Source organism: Trinickia sp. NRRL B-1857 (genome assembly GCF_050470685.1).
Lineage (GTDB): Bacteria > Pseudomonadota > Gammaproteobacteria > Burkholderiales > Burkholderiaceae > Trinickia.
This window is the reverse complement of the sequence record NZ_JBFLUK010000001.1, coordinates 966,071-986,665: the sequence shown is the minus strand read 5'-3', so window position 1 is coordinate 986,665 and position 20,595 is coordinate 966,071. Positions and strand designations below refer to the sequence as shown.

Genomic DNA, 20,595 nt, shown 5'->3' with positions numbered 1-20,595 from the left:
GGCTTGTCGAGTCAAGAACGGCCCATTGCGGGCCGTTCGCGCTTATAGCGCCAGCATCTAAGACTGCATTCGATCAATGCGTCGATTCGACTTTGACGAACCGAGTCCGCGTCCCTACGATTCGAGTCCTGGTACTGCATTGTCGTTCCTACAATAGCGAGGCCAAGGCCATGAATCCGAGTGATCTTGCCGGTTTTACCGGCGTATATAGGGATTGTGCGACGTTTGCCATACCGCTCGGCAACGGATATCGCTGGTATCTGCCTTGGCTCATGCGCTTTGCTGCCCCCGATAGCTGGAGCCCGTTCGGAGCCGGCGGCATCCATCCGTACGCTTATTGCGCAGCCGATCCTATCAACCGCAGCGATCGTAGCGGGCATATGTGGAGCGGCCTGTTGAAGGATGTATCGGAGACCGCTGGGGAAAATACCCGCGAAGCTGCCGGGGAGGCAGCCTCGTCGCTAGCCGCCCAGACGTCGCAGCGAGCGACACAAGAGGCAACCAAAAGTACGCCTTCAACGAGCGGCGAGGCGAGTCGCTCAAGCGACGACAGCGCTTCAGGCGCTGCGCAGCGTCCCCGAGCGGCTAGACCGACGACGCTGCAACTGAATCCCTTTGTCTCGCCGGGCACCTTGACCGTGCGCACGCCCGAGCCTGCGGAGGTGAACGAATTGATCGCGAGGCATCGGGGAACGGCCGCGGAGATAGAACAAAAGGCACTCGCTATCCGACAGCAATGGCCCGATGTGATGCAGGAATATCGGCGGGAAAGGGCAGTGCTTGGAAGAACCGATCCCCATGTGGCTCAAGAGACGAGGCCCGTGGTCCATGATTTGGCCGTCAATGCCAACCACCTTCTCGCGAACTTAACTCAGCTTGACGAGCAACTGGGCCGGCGCGCTAGCCAATTTGAGCGTGAGCGGGCCGAGATAAGAGGGCTTCAAGAGAGGATCGGAAACATTTCCGCGGAGGCCTGGAGTCTGCATGGGATCTTGAGACGACAGATCGATTTCGCCTCCACATCCGTATTCGATTTCGATTGGGATCGGAACGCTAACTGAACGACTGTCTGCGTCTACGATGCTCGTCCGGGCCGATTGCGCGGCACTGTGGATCTGCCTGCGCACCGCATGGTCGACGGTCTGAGGCAGCTAATCGTTGACGAGGGGCGGTGCGCGTCGACTCTGCCGTTCGCGCCGAAATCGCTTTTAACGGGAACCCTCGCCCCTTGGTGTGGGCGAACGCAAAGACTTGCCGCGCTATTGACGACTACCTCGCGTATCGGCTCGTGGCGCGACATGGGGTCTCGTCGCTGTCTGCCGTTAAGAAACTCATAGAAGGCGATCCAGTGCGGCTGTTGGCCATCGTAAGCGGGGTGATTTGATGGTGGCGAAGCAGTCCTCAATGCTTTCGCAGCACGCGTACTTGAGGGACCTGATTCAGCGGTTTGGGTTAGCCCTGCCGAGGTTTGCACAACGGATCAGCGTGCCAGAAAAACGCTCGACAAGTGGCTTGCGCCGGCAGGGGCAAGCGATTTTCGCAACACGCCCAAGGTGGTTTGGGCCTATATCCGCGACATTTTCGAGTGGGACGCAAAAAGGGCTTGAGATTCCCCCAGTGGGAGTATGTGACGAGTCCATCAACAGGAGCTTTTCGTGAAGCCTTCTATCGCACTGAACGCGTATCGCGCGGAGATTTGCAGGATCGTGGAAGACAATCGCGCGTCGAACGCGCGCGTGTTCGGCTCGGTGCTGCGTGGTGAGGATACGGACGAAAGCGATCTCGATCTGTTGGTCGAGCCGTTGCCGGGTATGTCATTGATTAACGTTGGGATCATTCGTTACAAGCTGGCCGATTTGCTCGGCGTCGCGGTAGACGTGCTGACGCCGAATGCTCTGCCGGATAACTTCCGGGCGCGAGTGCTCGCCCAGGCGCAACCGGTATGAGCAACAAGGCACCTCGCCTGCCGGATTATCTCGGCCATATTGTGGAAGCCATCGATCGTCGAGTCCTACGTTGGCGATATGTCGAAGGCTGATTTTCGGGCGAATCAGCTTCTGATTGATGCTGTGGTCCGCAACATCGAAATCGTCGGCGAAGCGAGCAACAGGATCTACAAGCAGCATCGCGAGTTTCGCGATGCGCATCCTGAGGGACCACTACGAGCACCGTCAGTAGACGGGACGCTTCCGGTGGATGAGGAATCCTACACGCGTATGTCCGCGCGCACGCGCCTTTGAAATCGGAGTGGTGCAGAACACCGACTGCCGGACTCTTTCGTCCACAACCGCGCGAACGATCGAATCGGACTGGGCCGCGTCGATGACCGGCGCCCACAAAAAAAATTTAGGGGCTACAGCCGATACCGGCTGTAGCCCCTTTTCCCTCAATCGCTTCGCGTCGCTTTAGCTATCCATCACCGGCGAGCGCGTACGCAGATAGTGCTCGAAATCCTCGGCCACTTCCGGGTGGCGCAAGGCGAACTCGACGGTCGCCTTCAGATAACCGAGCTTGCTGCCGCAATCGAAACGCGTGCCGTGATACTTATAGGCGAGCACTTGTTCGTCGCCGAGCAGCGATTGAATGCCGTCGGTCAGTTGGATTTCGCCGCCCGCGCCGGGCTTGAGCGCGCGCAGATGATCGAAAATGCGCGGCTTGAGCACGTAGCGGCCCACGACGCCCAGGTTCGACGGCGCGATTTCGGGCGCCGGTTTTTCGACGATGCCCGACATCTTGATGATTGCGTCTTCCCACTCCTTGCCGTCGACGATGCCGTACGAGCGCGTATCTTGCGGCGGGATTTCTTCCACGCCGATGACCGAGCTATGGTAGTGATCGAACACGTCGATCATCTGCTTCATGACGGGCGGCTCGGCGTAGAGCAAGTCGTCCGCGAGGATGACGGCGAACGGATTGTCGCCAACGAGCTTCTCGGCGCACAGCACCGCATGACCCAGCCCGAGCGCCTCGGGTTGGCGCACGTAGAAGCAATCGACATGGCTCGGCTTGATGCTGCGCACGAGTTCGAGCAGCTTCTCCTTGCCGCGCGCCTCGAGCTCGGCCTCGATTTCGTACGACTTGTCGAAGTGATCCTCGATCGCGCGCTTGCTGCGCCCCGTCACGAAGATCATTTCGGTGATGCCGGCGGCCATCGCTTCTTCGACCGCGTATTGAATCAACGGTTTGTCGACGATCGGCAGCATTTCCTTCGGGCTTGCCTTGGTGGCCGGAAGAAAGCGCGTGCCGAGGCCCGCTACGGGAAAGACTGCCTTGGTGACTTTTAGCATGGCGTTACCCTATTTGTACTGGTGGGACCACGTGCCCAATCGATGCAAATGGTCAAGCGGGCAGGCGCGCCAGTTGCGCGCTGAGCTTGGCAATGGTGTCCCGGTATTGTGACAGCCTTTTCTGCTCTTGCTCTACGACGATAGCCGGTGCTTTTGCGACAAAAGCCTCGTTTCCGAGCTTCGCCGCGCACTTGACGATTTCCGCGTCGAGCCGAGCAATTTCCTTGCCCAACCGTTCGCGTTCCGCCGCGACGTCGATTTCGACGAGCAAAGCGAGCTTGCCGCCGCCGACGATGGCGATCGGCGCGCCTTGCGATTGCGCGTCGAGCGTGGCTTCGTCGGCCATGATGCGCACTTCCGACAAACGCGCGAGCGCTTGTGCGTAAGGTGCGAACGTCTGCCATTGACCCGCATCGCCGTGCACCAGCAAAGGGACCTTCGTTGCGGGCGATAGGTTCATTTCACCGCGCAAATTTCTGCAAGCGTCGATCGCCGCTTTCAAATCCGACGCCCATTGCTCGGCATTTTCGTCGATTTTTTTCTCTTCGCTGCGCGGGTAGGGTTGCACCATAATCGACGCTTCGCCGCTCGCGGCGCCCGGCGGGTAGGCATCGGTCAACGGCGCCACTTTCTGCCAAAGCGCTTCCGTGATGAACGGAATAACCGGGTGCGCGAGCCGCAGCACGGTTTCGAGCACACGCAGCAGCGTGCGGCGCGTGGCGCGTTGCTGCTCGGGCGTGCCGTTCTGGATCTGCACCTTCGCAAGTTCAAGGTACCAGTCGCAGTACTCGTCCCAGACGAACTTGTAGATCGTGTTCGCGACGTTGTCGAAGCGATAGTCGGCAAAGCCCTTTTCGACTTCGGCGGCCACGCGCTGCATCAGCGAGACGATCCAGCGGTCCGCTTGCGAAAAGTCCGTGTAGCCGCCGGGGCCGCAATCGCCGGGTGCGCAAGCGCCGGGCTTCGAAAAGCCGCAGTCGTGCCCTTCGCAATTCATCAGCACGAAGCGCGTGGCATTCCACAGCTTATTGCAGAAATTGCGATAGCCCTCGCAGCGCGCGAGATCGAAGTTGACGTTGCGCCCGAGCGTGGCCATCGACGCCATCGTGAAGCGCAGGGCGTCGGTACCGAACGCCGGAATCCCTTCAGGGAATTCTTTTCGCGTTTTTTTCTCGATCGTCGCGGCTTGCTTCGGGTTCATGAGACCCGTCGTGCGCTTGGCGACGAGCGTTTCCAGATCGATGCCGTCGACGATGTCGATCGGGTCGAGCGTGTTGCCCTTGCTCTTGGACATCTTCTGGCCTTCATGGTCGCGCACGAGCCCGTGCACGTACACCGTGTGAAACGGTACCTTGCCGGTGAAGTGCGTCGTCATCATGATCATCCGCGCGACCCAGAAGAAGATGATGTCGAAGCCCGTGACGAGCACGGACGACGGCAAGAACGCCGCGAGCTCCTTCGTTTCGTTCGGCCAGCCGAGCGAGGAGAAGGGTACGAGCGCGGACGAGAACCACGTGTCGAGCACGTCCTCGTCGCGCTTGAGCGCGCCCGTGTAGCCGGCCGCTTGCGCTTGTTCGCGCGCCAGCGCCTCGTCGCGCGCGACGAACACTTCTCCGTTTTCGCCGTACCAGGCGGGGATTTGATGGCCCCACCACAGTTGCCGCGAAATACACCAGTCTTGGATGTTCTCGAGCCACTGGTAGTAGGTCGTCGTCCAGTTCTCGGGGACGAACGCGATCTCGCCGTTGCGCACGACGTCGAGCGCGACTTGCGCGATCGACTTGCCCGGATGGAACGTGCCTTCGGGCGCCGCCTTGCTCATCGCGACGAACCATTGATCGGTCAGCATCGGCTCGAGCACCACGCCCGTGCGGTCGCCGCGCGGCACCATGAGACGGTGGTCTTTAACCGATTCGAGCAGACCGAGTGCCTCGAGGTCGGCGACGACGCGCTTGCGCGCCTCGAAGCGATCGAGGCCGCGATAGGTCGCCGGGGCGTTATCGTTGATCTTCGCTTCGAGCGTGAGGATCTCGATTTGCGGCAAACCATGGCGCTGGCCGACTTGGTAGTCGTTGAAATCGTGCGCGGGCGTGACTTTGACGACGCCCGTGCCGAATTCGCGCTCGACGTAGTCGTCGGCGATCACGGGAATTTCGCGATCGCAAAGCGGCAGCTTGACCATGCGGCCGATCAGGCTCGCATAACGCTCGTCCTCGGGGTGGACCATGACGGCCACGTCGCCGAGCATCGTTTCGGGACGCGTCGTCGCGACCGTCAGATGGCCACTGCCGTCGGCGAGCGGATAGCGGATGTGCCAGAGATGGCCGCTTTCCTCTTCGCTCGCCACTTCGAGGTCGGAGACGGCCGTCATCAGCTTCGGATCCCAATTGACGAGGCGCTTGCCTCGGTAGATCAGGCCCTGCTCGAAAAGCCGTACGAACACGTCGCTGACGACCTTGGACATCTTCTCGTCCATGGTGAAGTACTCGCGCGACCAATCGATCGATGCGCCGAGGCGCCGGACTTGGTTCGTGATCGTCGAGCCCGAGTGCTCCTTCCATTCCCAGACGCGTTCGACGAATTTTTCACGGCCGAGATCGTGGCGCGAGACGCCTTGCTGGTCGAGTTGGCGTTCGACGACGATTTGCGTGGCGATGCCCGCGTGATCGGTGCCCGGCAGCCACAGCGTGTTTGCGCCGCGCATGCGGTGATAGCGCGTGAGGCCGTCCATGATGGTTTGGTTGAACGCGTGCCCCATGTGCAGCGTGCCGGTGACGTTCGGCGGCGGCAGTTGGATCGAGAAGTTCGATTGCGCCTCGTCAGGCCGCGCCGGGTCGGGCGCGAAGGTCGGCTGTGCGTAGCCGCGTTTTTCCCATTCGGGGCCCCATTGGGCCTCGATCGTCTGGGGCTCGAAACTTTTCGCCAGCGTGGTGTCGGTCATGGTTGGAAATCCGCCGAAAAATGCCTGAGGTGATGTGGATGATCGGGGTAGGAACCTGCGCGCCCGCCACAGCCGGCTCGGGTTTGCAAGTCCGAAACCGTCAATTATAAGGGGAGGGGCGATGCCTGCTGCGCGCGGCCTTATAATGTTGGGCTCGCAAAGCGTTGCCGCATGCGGCCGCATCCGGCCATTACACGCTCCTTCGCTCCGTCCGCCCGCTTGAGAACCGCTTCCTCCATGCCAGAACTGCTCGCCAATCTGAATCCCGAACAATACGCAGCCGTCACGCTGCCGAACGAACCGGCATTGATCCTGGCGGGCGCGGGTAGCGGCAAGACGCGCGTGCTCATCACGCGCATCGCATGGCTGATCCAGCAAGGCTACGCGTCGCCGGCCACGGTGCTCGCCGTGACCTTCACGAACAAAGCTGCGCGCGAGATGATGAGCCGGCTGTCGGCGCTGCTGCCGATCGACACGCGCGGCATGTGGATCGGCACGTTCCACGGTCTGTGCAACCGCATGCTGCGGGCCCACCATCGCGATGCCGGGCTGCCCGCGACGTTCCAGATCCTCGATACGGCCGACCAGCTATCGGCGATCAAGCGCCTGATGAAGGGCCTCAATGTCGACGACGAAAAATACCCGGCGAAGAACCTGCAATACTTCATCAACAATGCGAAGGAGCAGGGCCTGCGCCCCGATCAAGTCGATGCGACCGACAGCTTCAACCTGAAATTCGTGGAGCTGTACCGGGCGTACGAACAGCAGTGCCAGCGCGAGGGCGTCGTCGACTTTCCCGAACTGCTGCTGCGCTGCTACGAATTGCTGGCGCATAACGCGCCGCTGCGGGCGCATTATCAAGCTCGCTTCAAGCAGATTCTCGTCGACGAGTTCCAAGATACGAACAAGCTGCAATACGCCTGGCTCAAGCTGCTGGCGGGGCAAAGCAACGCCATTTTCGCGGTGGGCGACGACGATCAATCGATCTACGCGTTTCGCGGTGCGAACGTCGGCAACATGCTCGACTTCGAACGTGAGTTCAACGTCCGCAACTTGATCAAGCTCGAGCAGAACTATCGCTCGCACGGGTACATCCTCGATACGGCGAATGCGCTGATCGCGCACAATTCGCGGCGGCTCGGCAAGAACTTGCGGACGGACGCGGGACATGGCGAGCCCGTACGCGTCTACGAGGCTGCGACCGATTCGCAGGAGGCCGGTTGGATCGTCGAGGAAATTCGCGCGCTGATCAACACCGGGCTCACGCGCGGCGAGATCGCGGTGCTTTATCGCAGCAACGCGCAGTCGCGCACGATCGAACACGCGCTCGTGAGCGCCGGCATCGCTTATCGCGTCTACGGCGGTCTGCGCTTTTTCGAGCGGCAGGAAGTCAAGCACGCGCTCGCCTATCTGCGCCTCATCGACAACCCGAACGACGATACGGCGTTCGCGCGCGTGGTCAACTTCCCGACGCGCGGCATCGGCGCGCGCTCGATCGAGCAGTTGGCCGACGCGGCGCGTCTCTACGGCTGCTCGATGGCGGCCGCGATTCCTTACGTAACGGGCAAAGCCGGTACGAGCCTCGGCTCGTTCGCGAATCTCGTCGCGAAGATGCGCGTCGAGACGGAGCGGATGAGCTTGCCCGAAACGGTCGAATACGTGGTGCGCGTGAGCGGCTTGGCCGAGTTTTATCAGAACGAGCGAGAAGGCCAGGATCGTCTCGAGAACTTGCAGGAACTCGTCAACGCGGCCACGGCGTTCGTGAGCGAAGAGGGCTACGGCCTCGATACGCCCGCGCGCTCGGTCCGCTTGGCGCCCGGCGCGACGGCGGCGCCCGAGCTTGCGGCTTCTTCCCTCGATGACGAAACGGTCGTGCTCGATGCCGCGAGCATCGGCGATCCGGCGCAAAACCCCGATACGATGACGCCGCTTGCGGGTTTTTTGTCGCACGCTTCGCTCGAGGCCGGCGAGAGCCAGGCGCAAGCGGGACAGGACGCCGTGCAATTGATGACGGTGCACGCGGCGAAGGGGCTCGAGTTCACGGCCGTCTTCATCACCGGGCTCGAAGAGGGACTGTTCCCGCACGAAAACAGCGCCAAGGAAAGCGACGGGCTGGAGGAAGAGCGCCGGCTCATGTACGTCGCGATCACGCGTGCGAAGGAGCGGCTCTACCTCTCGTTGGCGCAAAGCCGCATGTTGCACGGGCAGACGCGTTACAACGTGCGGTCGCGCTTCTTCGACGAGTTGCCCGAAGCCACGCTCAAGTGGCTGACGCCGAAGGCCGAGGCGGGATCGCGCTGGGGCGGCCGGTCGGACAACGCCGGGTGGGGGCGCGATTGGTTCGCGCGTCCTGACCGCGGCGGCCCTTCCGCGAGTTTCGAATCCGCACCGTTGCCGGCATTCGCGAACGAGCAGCGCGCAGCGGACACGGGTTTCCGTGTCGGTCAGCAAGTGTTCCATACGAAGTTCGGCGAGGGCGCGATCACGGCGCTCGAAGGCAATGGAGCCGATGCGCGCGCGCAAGTGCGATTCAAGCGGCACGGCGAGAAATGGCTGGCTCTGTCGGTCGCTAAGCTCCAAGTGATCGAGTGACCTTATTCCCAAGAAGAAACCGATGAGCATGGTTGAACAAAACGATAACGGCGGCAATGGCGGCAGCGCTGTGCGCCGCCTAGCGGTATTGGCGGCGCTGCCGCAAGAACTAGGTGATCTCGTGGAGGCGATGCGAGCCGAGGGCGAGGTGCGCACCATTACCTTGGGGCGGCGCGACTATCACGTCGGCAATGCGCATGGCGTACCGTGCGTCGTCACGCTGGCTCGCGTCGGCAAAGTTGCGGCCGCCGCCACCGCGAGCGCGCTCATTCATGCGTTCGGTGTCGATGCCATGGTGTTTGCCGGCGTGGCGGGTGGCGTGGGGCGTGATGTGCGCGTGGGCGACATCGTCGTCGCCGATTCGCTGTTGCAGCACGATATCGATGCCTCGCCGCTGTTTCCCCGCTACGAGGTGCCGCTGCTCGAGCGCGCGCACTTTCCCGCCCACACGCCGTTGGCCGATGCGCTCACTGCCGCCTGCGAGGCGTTCGTGGCCGACGAAGGCCCGGCACTTGCCGAGCGCTTCGGCTTTCAAGCGCCGCGCGTGCATCGCGGGCTGATCATCAGCGGAGACCGCTTCGTCTCGAGCGCGAGCGAAGTTCGCGCGTTGGCCGATGCGTTGCCCGAGGCCATGGCCGTCGAGATGGAAGGGGCGGCGATGGCACAGGTCTGCTACGAGCACGGCGTGCCTTGTGCGATCGTCCGCACGATTTCCGATACGGCCGACGATCATGCGACGGCTTCGTTTACGAATTTCTTGACCGATATCGCGGGCGCCTATTCCTCGGGCGTGCTGCGCCGTTTCCTGAGTGCTTATTCGGTTTTGGCTGGCGTTCGCGCCTGAGCCGTTCATTCAGTTCCGAAGGCGCGGCGGCATCGCTCGATGCTTGATCCTTGATGCTCGCGGGCTGGCGAGCTAGCGGGCAGCGCCGACGTCCATCACCCAGTTGGGTTGAGCGTATTGGACGAGGCCGCTTTCATACAGCGCATTCGCCAGTTCGAGTGCGCTGTCTCCCGTGACCGCGCCGACCTTGTGAGCCATTCCATCGGCAATGGGCGCCGCGCGAAAGCCGCGCACGTGCAACCAAGCGTGTACGCGGTCCGCACTGACGCCGTCGGCCACGAGGAATAGGATGCCCGGTGCTTGCGTCATGAGCCGTCCTTTGCCCGGATGCGGTTCGGTGGTGTAGACGTTCAACGCTTGTTCGCCTCTCTCGTCCGATGTCGCCTGTGCCCGTGCCTGTGCCCGTGTCCGAGCCGCGAGCGAATCGTTCGCTCCTTGAATATGCCGTGCGTGTTTTCGCTCGAATGGCGGCTGGCGATACAGCGGCCTTTTGGTCTCCCCGTCGTACCAGTAGCGTTCTGGCGCGTGTGCTTGCGGCGCCGACGAGGCGGATGAGTTCGAGCACAGCAAAGCGGCGGCGCAGGCCGTGAACAAAGCGTGTTTTCGCATGGACGTGGATGACTAGGTGATCTGAAGGAGGGCGCTGCGTAGGCGTACCGGTACGCCCGTCCCGGCGGTGTCCTCGATGCGAAGCAACCAGTCGCCGCTTGCGGGCTCGTCGAGTGCCGTCACCGCGTGCGTACGGTATCGATGGCCGAAGCTTGCCGTGCCGCAAAAATCACCCGATTCGCCGCGCAATTGGAAGGTCCTCTCGCACCGCGGGTATTCGGGGCTCAGCACGATTTCCGTGCCGAGCGGGGACTCGAGCGTCACGCGTAGCGCGCGGAAGTTCGGGTGTTCCAGCGTGATGTCGGCTTCCAGAAATTCGACGGTTTGGCCGCCGCATCGAATCGGTAGCGTTTGCGCGACGGTGCGCGACGAGGCTTCGCTGCTGCCTGCCGAGCCGCCCTCGCGAAACGACACGTTGCAGTTCCGTGCCCAAAATGCCTGCGATGAGCCGCCCACCGACACGAATCGCTCGGCGTAAGAGACCGCCGCGCTCGCATCCACTAATCCGAAGCCGTAGCGCGTGCTGTAGCGGTAGGGCTTGCCCGTGTGCGCGTTGATCGCACCTGTCCGAACCCACTGCGCGTTCGGGTCACGCTCCATCGACGGCAAGATGCGCGCGGTGCGCGCGAGAATCAGGCGCACGTCGCGCCAAGTCAGGTTCGGGTTCGCTTGCAGCATGAGCGCTACTACGCCCGACACGGCGGGCGCCGCGGCTGACGTGCCGCCGAAGGTATGGCTATAGCGCCCGTATGGCTCGGTGGTGGTGATCCCTGGGGTGGGCGGTACGCCGGCGAGGTCGGCCGACTCGCTGCTCGGCGCGCACACGAGTAGGTTCGAGCCGTAGGCAGAATACGATGAAGCGAGGCCGTTCGCGTTGACGGCGCAGACGATCAACGATTGCGCGGGCCGGTGCCCGTAGAAGTTGCTCGAGGTATAGCGTGGCGTGCCCTCGCTCGATTCCAAGAACTCGAGCGGGTCCAGATCGCTGTTGCCGGCGGCGAATACGTAGACGATGCCTTTTCCGGCGCGGCCTTGGTCCACCCCCTTGCGAACGATCGCGGCCAACATGGCATCGATAGGGCCTGGCATGCCAAGGCTGTCCGGTCCCCAGCTATTGTTGGATATCGCGATGCTGTTGTCGGCAATCCCGCGGCCGAGCGCATCGACGGCGTCCGAAGCATATTGCGTGGAGAGCATGTTCAGGCCGGCGAGCTTGGCGCCCGGGGCTACGCCGACGCCGCCGGTGCCGTTGCGCGCCGCGGCAATGACGCCGGCGACCATGGTGCCGTGCGAGGCGCTGCGGTCGGGCGGGGTTGGGTCGAGGGTGCCGGTTCGATAGTTGAAGCCGAGTCCCGGCGCGATGTTCGGGCGCAAGTCTTCATGCCCGATTTCAATGCCGTTATCGACGACGGCAACGGTCACGCCCCGCCCGTCGAAACCGCGCCGCCAAGCGGGCGCGACGTTCAGATCGACCCCGGGCGAGCCGCGTAGCCGCAGCGCCGGATCGCCGATTTGGCCCGTGTTCACGAGATGCCACTGCAACGGCAGTAATGGATCGGCCCGCTCGGGGGCGGAAGACGAAGCGACCGGCGCGCCGGCGCTATGACGATCGCCGCCGCCGGAGCAGCCGGCACAGGCTGCAACGGCAAGGCCGAGGGCCGCGTAGCGCGCGGCCAACGAGCGTTTCGATGCGGTGCGAAAGCTTCGGCATCGCTCGAATCGGATCATCGGCGACTCCTTTGCGAGGAGGAAAAGAAGCTCGCAAAGTAATCGGTTCGAGATCCTAGCGGCTCGCGCGGCGCAGATTTCGGACAAAAAGAACCCCGCGCACGGGCGGGGTATCGATGCGGGTTAGGCGTGCGCTACGCGTTTTTGTTCGATATTGGGCAGGAACATCGTCAGGACGCCGATCAGCGGGAGGAACGAACAGACCTTGTAGACGAAAGCGATGCTCGTGGCGTCGGCCAAATCGCCGAGCACGGCCGCACCTACGCCGCCGAGGCCGAATGCGAAGCCGAAGAAGAGCCCCGCGACCATGCCGACGTTGCCGGGAATGAGCTCTTGCGCATACACGATGATTGCCGAGAACGCGGAGGCGAGCACGACGCCGATGATGACCGTGAGCACGCCCGTCCAGAACAGGTTGGCGTACGGGAGCATCAACGTGAACGGCGCAACGCCGAGGATCGACGCCCAAATGACGTACTTGCGGCCGATCCGATCGCCGATCGGGCCGCCGATGATCGTACCGGCGGCAACCGCGGCCAGGAACACGAACAGGTGAATCTGGGCGGCCTGGACTGACAGATGGAACTTGTCGATCAGATAGAACGTGAAGTAGCTGTTCAAGCTCGCAAGGTAGAAGTACTTCGAGAACACGAGCAGCACGAGCACGCCGACGGCGAGCGCGACACGCGACTTGGGCAGCGACGGATGCGCGGCCCGCATGCCTGGCTTTTTCTTCGTGGCCGGGTGCCGGCTGTACCAGCGGCCGATATTGAACAGCACGACGATCGCAACTAGCGCGGCCACGGAGAACCAGGCGATGCTGCGTTGACCGTGCGGAATGACGATGAGCGCCGCGAGGAGCGGCCCGAGCGACGATCCAGCGTTTCCGCCCACTTGGAAGAGCGATTGCGCGAGCCCGTAGCGTCCGCCGGACGCCATGCGCGCCACGCGCGACGATTCCGGGTGAAACACCGACGAGCCGCAGCCGACGAGCGCGGCGGCGACGAGCAGAACCCCGAAGTTCGGCGCCATCGACATCAGCACGAGCCCGGATAGCGTGAAGCCCATTCCTATCGGGAGGGAGTAGGGCTGCGGGCGCTTATCGGTGTAGAGCCCGATGAGCGGTTGCAGTAGCGAGGCCGTGATCTGATAAGTGAGCGTGATCAACCCGATTTGCGCGAACGACAGCGAAAAGTTCTGCTTCAGCATCGGATAGATCGCAAGGATCAACGACTGGATCATGTCGTTGAGCAGATGCGAGAAACTGATCGCGCCGAGCACGGTATAGGCGGTGCGGGAAACCGCGCCGGCCGCCGCGTGAGCGGCGGGGGGTATCGCCGTTGCCGGGTCCCCGGCAAGGGTATTTTTCTGAATACTCGTTTGCATCGTGGGCACTTTAGAAAAAAGAAAAACAGCGCGCACCGCGGAGGGCGGCGCGCGGAAATCGACTTGTCAGTGGATATGTGCTTTGAGTGTAATTTGTCTTGAAAGCAATAAGCGGACAATTTTTGTCGCAAATGAGACATGCAGTGCCGCAACCGCCCAGATGCCGATACCAAGCCGGATGGTCGGCGCCGCGAAACCGTCCCACCTTCGCCCCGGGGCGGACATGGACCGATGGTCGCGCGCGCCGACGCTTTTCGCCGCTTTGTCTTTTTGTCAGGTTATAAAGGCGTCGGCATCGAGCCGTCGGCGCGCCATGAGCGGCCGATACCGGGTTTTACATAGGGATCGCGCACTAAAGAAGTGCGTGCGCGATGCCGTTGACCCGAGAAGGTCATCTAAGGTTTGCGTCGTCCAACCCACGGCGGCGAGTGATTAAAAGAAGGGGATTTCATATGAAGGCAGTTTCGCTGGGCAGGCGTTCGAGCGCGGGGTTCGTTGCGGACGGCACCGGGGCGGGAGGTCGGTCCCAAAAGCGCGCGGCGAAGTCGAGGCTCAATTCGTTGTCGGTCAAAGCCTCGCTGCGGTTAGCATTCGCGATCGTGCTTGTCGGTACGCTCATGATCGGCGTGTTCTCGCTGATGCAGATCGAGCGTTTGAACGGCTCCACTAAGTCGATCTACGAACAGGGACACGTCGCGAGCCGCGCCGTCGAGGAAGTGCGCGCGAATGTGTTGCGCGCGAGCCGCGCGCAAAAAATGCTGCTGACGGCGACGACGGCTAAGGAGCGCGACGAACTTGGCGAAGACGTCGAGAAGGGGCTCTCCGCGATCAACGGCGAACTCGATACGCTACAGAAATACACGGACGCTTCCGACGCCGACGGCATCGCCGAGCAAAAGAAGTTCGCGCAGGCGGTAGGCGCATGGGCCGGCCATCTGCGTACGTTCGTGACCCTCGTGAAAGCGCAGTCGCTCGATCTGTCGCAAATGAATTGGCAAGTCGGGATGCAAGACGTGTCGCTGCTCGTCGAGACGGGCAAGCTCGAAAAGCTCGTCGACGAGCTCGTGGAGCGCCGCGGTACCGCGGCGAAGGCGACGATCAGCGCCTCGGCCTTCATCTTCAAATCGTCGTTCGTCATGATCGCCGTTATGACGGTCGGGCTGATTATCGTGGCGTTCGTGGTCAGCGAGTGGGTCGTGCGGCGTCTGACGCGCCAACTGGGCGGCGAACCGGCCTACGCCAAGGAAATCGCGAGCCATATCGCAGCCGGCGATCTGTCGAACCATATCCGGCTCGGCAAGAAGGACAACTCGAGCGTGCTGTACGCCCTCACGGAGATGCAAACGGGTCTCGCCGCCACGGTCGGCGAGATCGCCGCCAGTGCCGAAGCGATTTCGTCGGCCGCGGGCGAGATCTCCATGGGCAACCTCGACTTGTCGCAACGTACGGAACAGCAAGCAGTCTCGCTCGAGCGCACCGCAACGAGCATGGAAGAGCTCACCTCGACCGTGAAGCAAAACGCCGATAACGCCAAGCAAGCGAGCACGCTGGCGAACAACGCGTCGGAAATCGCGTCCACCTGCGGTGACGTCGTATCGCGCGTCGTTACGACGATGGGCGAGATCAACGACAGCGCGAAGAGCATCGGCGACATCATCGGCGTCATCGACGGCATCGCGTTCCAGACCAACATCTTGGCGCTGAACGCGGCGGTGGAAGCGGCGCGCGCCGGCGAACAGGGCCGCGGCTTCGCGGTCGTGGCCGGCGAAGTGCGCTCGCTCGCGCAGCGCAGCGCGGCGGCGGCCAAGGAAATCAAGACGCTCATCAACACCTCGCTCGAGCGCGTCGCGAACGGCTCCAGTCTCGCCAGCGATGCGGGGCAGACGATGGACGAGGTGGTCAAGGCGGTCAAGCGCGTGACCGACATCATGGGCGAGATATCGGCGGCTTCCTCCGAGCAAAGCGCGGGCATCGAGGAAGTGAACCGCGCCGTGACACAGATGGATGCCGGCACTCAGCAGAACGCCGCGCTCGTCGAGGAGGCGACCGCCGCCGCCCGCTCGCTAGACGATCAGGCCAAGGCGCTCAAGCGTCTGGTCGGCCAGTTCAAGCTGCGCGCCGGACACTGACGCTTAAGTTTGGACGATGGAACGAAATGGGCCGCGCAAGCGGCCCATTTTCATGGCGGCGACCGGTCTCGCCGCCCCGAGGTGTCGCGGGGTGTTTAGCGCGTTTAGCGTTGCGTGTTCGACGCCGGGTGCGCGGTCTTCGTCTCGGGACGGGCCGAAGGCGTGACGACCACCGTGCAGGTGGTACCGGCGGCGAGCACGATGCCATCGGGCACGCTGTCGATATGAATCCGTACGGGCACGCGCTGGGCGAGCCGGACCCAGTTGAACGTCGGGTTCACGTCGGCGACGAGTTCGCGGCTCTGCGGATTGTCGCGGTCGTAAATACCGCGGGAGATGCTTTCCACGTGGCCCTGAAGCGAGCCGCCGCTCATCAACCGAATTTCCGCCTTGTCGCCGACTTTCACGCGCGGCAGTTTCGTTTCCTCGAAGTAGCCGTAAACCCAGAACGAATGGCTGTCGACGATCGCGAGCTTGGGCGTGCCGGCGGTCGCATAATCGCCGCGGAACACCTGCAAGTTCGTGACATAGCCGTCGACGGGCGATACGACGGTCGTGCGCGCCAGGTTTAGCTTGGCCGCGTCGAGCGCTGCCACGGCTTGCTGATATTGCGCCTGCGCGGCGGTTGCCGCGCTCGAGGCGTTTTCGCGGTTTTCCCTCGACACCACCAAGCTGTCCATATCGGCTCGCCGCTGGGCGTCGGCGCGGCGCATTTGCCACTCGGCGCGGCGCGCGGCCACGGCGGCCTCGGCTTGCTCGACGGCCACTTGATAATGCGACGGGTCGATCCGCATGAGCACTTGGCCTTTCTTGACGAACATGTTGTCGGCGACCGGGAGCTCGACGATGGCGCCGGAGACGTCGGGCGCAATGTTGACGATCTGCGCGCGCACGCGGCCGTCGCGCGTCCACGGTTCATCCATGTAATGGACCCAGAGCCGCTGGCCGATCGCCAGCGCGAGCACGAGCAGCAGGGCTGTGGCGATGAAACCGATGAGTTGTCGAAGCGTCATGATTGCGGGTTGAAAAAGCGATCGGCGAAAAAAAGAATCAACGGTAGACGGCAAGCCCGAGCGCGCCGCAGATGCAAGCGAGCAGGCTCGCACGAAAGAGCGCGGGGTGCCAGACGAAACGGTACAGGCCGATCTGCGCCAGCAGGCGATCGGCCAGCCAGGCCAGCGCCGCCCCGGCGAGGCAAAGCGGGATGAGCCCGGGAATATAAGCGCCGAGAACGGCGATCTCGCGAGACATGTGAGAGCTCCTTCAGGCCGGCGCCGCGGTATCGCGCCGAGACTCGCCCGCATAGCGCGCGAGCGGCGATTGAGGGTCGATGAGCGCCGTGCGCACGAAGTGCAGGTAGCTCAGGATGCGTTGTAGACGGTGTCTGTCCTCGCGCGGTGGCGCGAACGTCGCGAGCGCCTGCTGGGTGGCGGCGATCGCGTCGAAATTGGCGGCAAGCGCGGCGTCCAGGCGCGCATCCGTCGGGCGTGCGAAGAGTGCGGTGACGGCCTTGGACGAGTGCGTGATGGCGCGGCGCCAGGGCATCGTGCGCGCATAGCGCGCATCGCTGGGCAGGGCGGCCAGTTCGCGGCGCAAATCGATGACGGCGTGCCCGACTTCCAACACGGCGATCAGCCAAGCGAGGGCGCGCCGTTGCTCGGACGGATCGTGTTCCAACAAGGCATGCGCTTGAAATGCGAGATCGCGGGCGCGGCTCTCGAAGCGCGAGCGCACGCGCGCGAGCGGCGCTTGGCAGGCCCAGACGACCTGGCGCCGCAAGTCCGAGAGCAGATGCCGGCGCAGCCACGGCGTCGACGGGGGCAGCAACACCGCGAAGGCGAGCGCGCTCGCGATCATCGACAAAATGAGCGCGACGGCGTCGTTCGCGTAGCCCGCCGGATCGTAATGCACGAGGTTGTCGGGGCCGGCGAGTACGCAAAAGAAGATGCAATAGCCGGCACCGATCCCCGCGAGCTTCGGCCGTATCGTCAACGCAATGCCGAGTGCGAGCGCGGGCGCGAGGGCGACGCACAGTAGCGGGAAACCGTCGATGTAGGGGTACACGCCGAATACGACGATGAACCCGATCAGCGCCGCCAGGCTCGTTCCGAGCGCCATCTGGTAAGCCATGCGCGTCGGGCGCGGGGAGGACGAGGCAAGGGCGCATACAGCGGCGGCATTGAGCACGAGCATCGAGCCGTTCGGCCACGCCGATGCAATCCAAAACGCGCTGAGCATCGCCATCACGACCGCCCCGCGCACGCCCGCCACGAACGTCAGCACGCCATTGGTCTTCGGTTCGTAGCGCTCGGGCGTACGTTCGCGCTCGTGCGTCGAGGCGGCAAGCGATGCGTACGTGAGCGCGTACGCGTGCATATCGTCGACGAAGCGGTAGAGCAATTCCGCCGCGGTGTCGAAGTCGAGCAGCGGAAATTCCGGCTCGTCGGCAAGCACCGCACGTTGGTCGCGCACGCGCCGCGGTAGCGCGGCTTTGAACGCTTCGAGTTTGCGCGCCGAGCCGGCGGCGTCGCGCGAAGTCAGCACGGGTTCGCCAGCCGTATGCAGCAGCGGGGCGAGTTCCTTGAAGTACGGCTCCAACGCATCGACGGCTTGCGTCGCGCCGGCGCCGCGCAGGCGATTCATCAACTGATGCAGCGCATGAAAGCGCGTCGAAGCCGTCATGAACTCGCTGTTCAGCCTGGCGAGCCGCCCGCCGCGGCCGCGCGACTCCGGCCCTTCGAAGACGGCGATGCTGCGCATGGCCTCGAAGCCGACGATCTCCGCCAAAAAGCGTGCGTTTTGCCGTTCGATTTGCGCGCGATCGACTTGCCCCGACAGCGCCGCCGCGACATATTCGACGAACGCCGAAAAGCGCGCGCGCACCGTCGTGCGCATTTGCGTGCTCGCTTGTTGCGGGAAAACGAGCGCGCCGACGAGGCCCGCGCATACGACGCCGAGCGTCACTTCCGCCGCGCGCGTGAGTGCGGATAGGAACGCGGTGTCCGGATGCTGTGCCGCGGGGATCCCGATCAATGCGGCCGTGTAACCGGCGAGCAAAAAGCCGTACGAGCGGAAATTGCGGTTGCGTGCGGCGCCGGCCGTGCAGATGCCGGTCCACAGCGCCAGCGCGCCGAGAAAGAGTTCGCGTTGCGGCGCGAACACGGCTACGAGCAAGAGTGTCGCGACGAGCCCGACGAGCGTGCCCCCGATCCGGTAAAAGCTCTTGGCTAGGATGGCGCCGCTTTGCGGCTGCATGACGATGAATACGGTCGTCATCGCGGTGCGAGGCTGGGGTAAATCGAGCCGCATGGCGATGCCGAGCGCGAGAAACGCGGCGACGAGCGCCTTGAACAGGTAGATCCAGGTCAACCCGTCCGTGCGGGCCCAATCCAAGAACGCGGCCTGAAGGGCGGGCAGCGAGCGTAGCGAAGGCAAGGCGGGATCGGACATGACGATCGTCCTAGCGCGACGAGGCGGTCGGCTCGCCGGCCTCGCGAGCGGCCGCGGCGTGACCGCCGCTCGGTGCGAGATGCTTGAGCAGTTGATCGCCGAGCGCGATATGCGGCGCCGGTTGCATCGCCTCGGCCTCGGGCCCGTCGGCGGGCACCGTGAGCCCGCCGCCGAGGGCGCCCATCAGCGACGCGTAGGCTGCGAGCCGTGCGGCCCGCACCTGAGCGACGCCTTGTTGCGCGCCGAGCCATTGCGTTTCGCTGACGACGACATTGACATAGTCGTTCAGGCCTCGCTTGTAGCCGACCTGCGCGAGCCGAAAGCTGCGTTCGGCGACGCTGGCCGAACGCTCGGCATCGCCTTGCTGCACGGCGAGCGAATGCAACTGCACGACTTGGTCGGCGATTTGCTTGAGTGCCGACACGACCGTCGCGTCATAGTGATCGACGGCCTCGTCGTAGCCCGCCGCCGCCGCGCCGAGTCGAGCCCGCAGGGCGCCGCCCTCGAAGATCGGCAGAGAGAGCGCCGGCCCGGCAGTCCAGGCGCCGTTGGCCGCGTGCAGGAATTGGAACAACGGGCCGCCGGCAGCAAAACCGCCGAGCGATGCCATGAGATCGATGTTGGGATAGAACGCGGCGTGCGCGACGTCGATCCCGCGCGCAGCGCCGGCGATGGCCCAGCGTGCCGCGACGACGTCGGGCCGATGTCCGATCAGCTCCGCGGGCAGCGCCGAGGGCAGGGCGACCGGCGCATCGAGCGCAAGCGCCGGGCGGCTCAAGGCGGCGCCGGCACCGGGCCCCTTGCCCGTCAGGGCGGCAAGCTCGTTGCGATCGAGTTCGATCGCTTCGCGCAAGGCTTCGATCCGGCGCTCGTATTCGGGCAGCGGCGCCTGCGCTTGGCTCACTTCCAGTTGCGTGCCGATGCCCCCTGCGAGCCGCCGCTGCGCCAGCGCCGCGAGCTGTTGTTGACGCGCGAGCGTATCGGTCGCGATGTCGAGCAGCGCGTATTGTTTCGAAAAGTCGACGTAGGCACGCACGAGATTGACCTCAAGCTCGAGCTGCGCGGCACGCCGATTCGCCACGCGCTCTTGTGCGGCGTTGAGCGAGCGTTCGTGTGCGCGTTCGTCGCCGCCCCAAAGGTCGAGCCGGTACGAGAACCCGAGCGTGCCGGTGTTGTTCCAGGTGTTCTGGTCGGCGAGTTCGCCGGGGCCGTAGTAGAGCGGGTTGTCGGCCCAATGTTGGCGCGTCATCGACAAATTGCCCGTCACGTGCGGCGCCAGCGCGGCCGCGGTCACGCCCGCGAGCGATTGCGCTTCGCGCACGCGCGCGTCGGCGGCGGCAAGCGACGGATTGCCGTCGATCGCCGCGGCGACCAGCGAATCGAGTTGCGGGTCCGCGTAGGCGCGCCACCAGTTGGCGTCGGGCCAGCGTGCGCTAAGATCGGCCGCTTTCACGGCCGCGCCGACATCGAGCTTGGCCGGATCCATCGGCGATTGTTGCGGCGCAATGCCGCGGCTGCTCGCACAGCCGGCTATTATTATCGACGCTGCAAGAAATGCGCTTGCGGCACACCACTTGCCGAACGGCAATCGCACGATTTTCTCCCTTCGGCGACGTTATTGAGTGCAAC

General features: G+C 63.8%; 15 protein-coding genes. 6 read left to right on the top strand and 9 right to left on the bottom strand.

Features of this window, described 5'->3' with window-relative positions; all coding sequences use genetic code 11:
• Positions 1–170 precede the first annotated feature (170 nt).
• From AB1286_RS04310 to AB1286_RS04300, 3 genes are all read left to right on the top strand, one after another.
• Positions 171–1,061, top strand: a complete 891-nt coding sequence (locus AB1286_RS04310; protein WP_430362099.1) for an RHS repeat-associated core domain-containing protein — start codon at positions 171–173, stop codon at positions 1,059–1,061.
• 594 nt (positions 1,062–1,655) lie between these two features.
• Positions 1,656–1,946 carry a nucleotidyltransferase family protein gene (locus AB1286_RS04305; protein WP_430362098.1) on the top strand — a complete coding sequence of 97 codons (291 nt, stop codon included), beginning with the start codon at positions 1,656–1,658 and terminating at the stop codon, positions 1,944–1,946.
• Between the two features lie 39 nt (positions 1,947–1,985).
• The gene (locus tag AB1286_RS04300; protein WP_430362097.1) at positions 1,986–2,240 is read left to right on the top strand and encodes a HepT-like ribonuclease domain-containing protein; all 255 of its coding nucleotides are present in this window, start codon (positions 1,986–1,988) and stop codon (positions 2,238–2,240) included.
• 165 nt (positions 2,241–2,405) lie between these two features.
• Here the strand turns inward: AB1286_RS04300 and galU are convergent, their stop codons facing one another.
• Together galU and AB1286_RS04290 are read right to left on the bottom strand one after the other, a co-directional pair.
• A complete protein-coding gene (gene galU / locus AB1286_RS04295) occupies positions 2,406–3,287 on the bottom strand; it encodes a UTP--glucose-1-phosphate uridylyltransferase GalU (RefSeq protein WP_116141407.1) in 882 nt (293 codons plus the stop codon).
• Positions 3,288–3,339: 52 nt separating this feature from the next.
• On the bottom strand, positions 3,340–6,228 hold the full coding sequence (locus AB1286_RS04290; protein ID WP_430362096.1) for a valine--tRNA ligase: 2,889 nt from the start codon (positions 6,226–6,228) through the stop codon (positions 3,340–3,342).
• Between the two features lie 237 nt (positions 6,229–6,465).
• Here AB1286_RS04290 and AB1286_RS04285 point away from each other — a divergent pair, with 237 nt between their 5' ends.
• Both AB1286_RS04285 and AB1286_RS04280 read left to right on the top strand, forming a co-directional pair.
• Complete coding sequence (locus tag AB1286_RS04285; protein WP_430362095.1) at positions 6,466–8,820, top strand: UvrD-helicase domain-containing protein; 2,355 nt, start codon at positions 6,466–6,468, stop codon at positions 8,818–8,820.
• A gap of 22 nt (positions 8,821–8,842) precedes the next feature.
• Positions 8,843–9,664 (top strand): 5'-methylthioadenosine/adenosylhomocysteine nucleosidase, encoded by an 822-nt coding sequence (locus AB1286_RS04280; RefSeq protein WP_430362094.1) that lies wholly within the window; start codon positions 8,843–8,845, stop codon positions 9,662–9,664.
• A 72-nt stretch (positions 9,665–9,736) separates the two neighbouring features.
• Here the strand turns inward: AB1286_RS04280 and AB1286_RS04275 are convergent, their stop codons facing one another.
• From AB1286_RS04275 to AB1286_RS04265, 3 genes are all read right to left on the bottom strand, one after another.
• Positions 9,737–10,018: a hypothetical protein gene (locus AB1286_RS04275; protein ID WP_430362093.1), complete on the bottom strand. Its 282-nt coding sequence runs from the start codon at positions 10,016–10,018 to the stop codon at positions 9,737–9,739.
• Between the two features lie 267 nt (positions 10,019–10,285).
• Entirely contained in the window at positions 10,286–12,001 is a 1,716-nt protein-coding gene (locus AB1286_RS04270) for a S8 family serine peptidase (RefSeq protein ID WP_430362092.1), read from the bottom strand.
• A 123-nt stretch (positions 12,002–12,124) separates the two neighbouring features.
• Complete coding sequence (locus tag AB1286_RS04265; protein ID WP_430362091.1) at positions 12,125–13,387, bottom strand: MFS transporter; 1,263 nt, start codon at positions 13,385–13,387, stop codon at positions 12,125–12,127.
• A gap of 452 nt (positions 13,388–13,839) precedes the next feature.
• Between AB1286_RS04265 and AB1286_RS04260 the strand changes: the two genes are divergently transcribed.
• Positions 13,840–15,516, top strand: coding sequence for a methyl-accepting chemotaxis protein (locus AB1286_RS04260; RefSeq protein WP_430362090.1), 1,677 nt, complete (start codon positions 13,840–13,842; stop codon positions 15,514–15,516).
• Positions 15,517–15,620: 104 nt separating this feature from the next.
• Here AB1286_RS04260 and AB1286_RS04255 read toward each other — a convergent pair whose 3' ends face one another.
• Genes AB1286_RS04255 through AB1286_RS04240 form a run of 4 tightly spaced genes read right to left on the bottom strand, consistent with a single transcriptional unit; the run spans position 15,621 to position 20,560 of the window.
• On the bottom strand, positions 15,621–16,529 hold the full coding sequence (locus AB1286_RS04255; RefSeq protein WP_430362089.1) for an efflux RND transporter periplasmic adaptor subunit: 909 nt from the start codon (positions 16,527–16,529) through the stop codon (positions 15,621–15,623).
• Positions 16,530–16,566: 37 nt separating this feature from the next.
• The gene (locus AB1286_RS04250; protein ID WP_430362088.1) at positions 16,567–16,767 is read right to left on the bottom strand and encodes a DUF1656 domain-containing protein; all 201 of its coding nucleotides are present in this window, start codon (positions 16,765–16,767) and stop codon (positions 16,567–16,569) included.
• Positions 16,768–16,779: 12 nt separating this feature from the next.
• Positions 16,780–18,966, bottom strand: coding sequence for an FUSC family protein (locus AB1286_RS04245; protein WP_430362087.1), 2,187 nt, complete (start codon positions 18,964–18,966; stop codon positions 16,780–16,782).
• A 10-nt stretch (positions 18,967–18,976) separates the two neighbouring features.
• Positions 18,977–20,560, bottom strand: coding sequence for an efflux transporter outer membrane subunit (locus AB1286_RS04240; protein ID WP_430362086.1), 1,584 nt, complete (start codon positions 20,558–20,560; stop codon positions 18,977–18,979).
• Positions 20,561–20,595 lie beyond the last annotated feature (35 nt).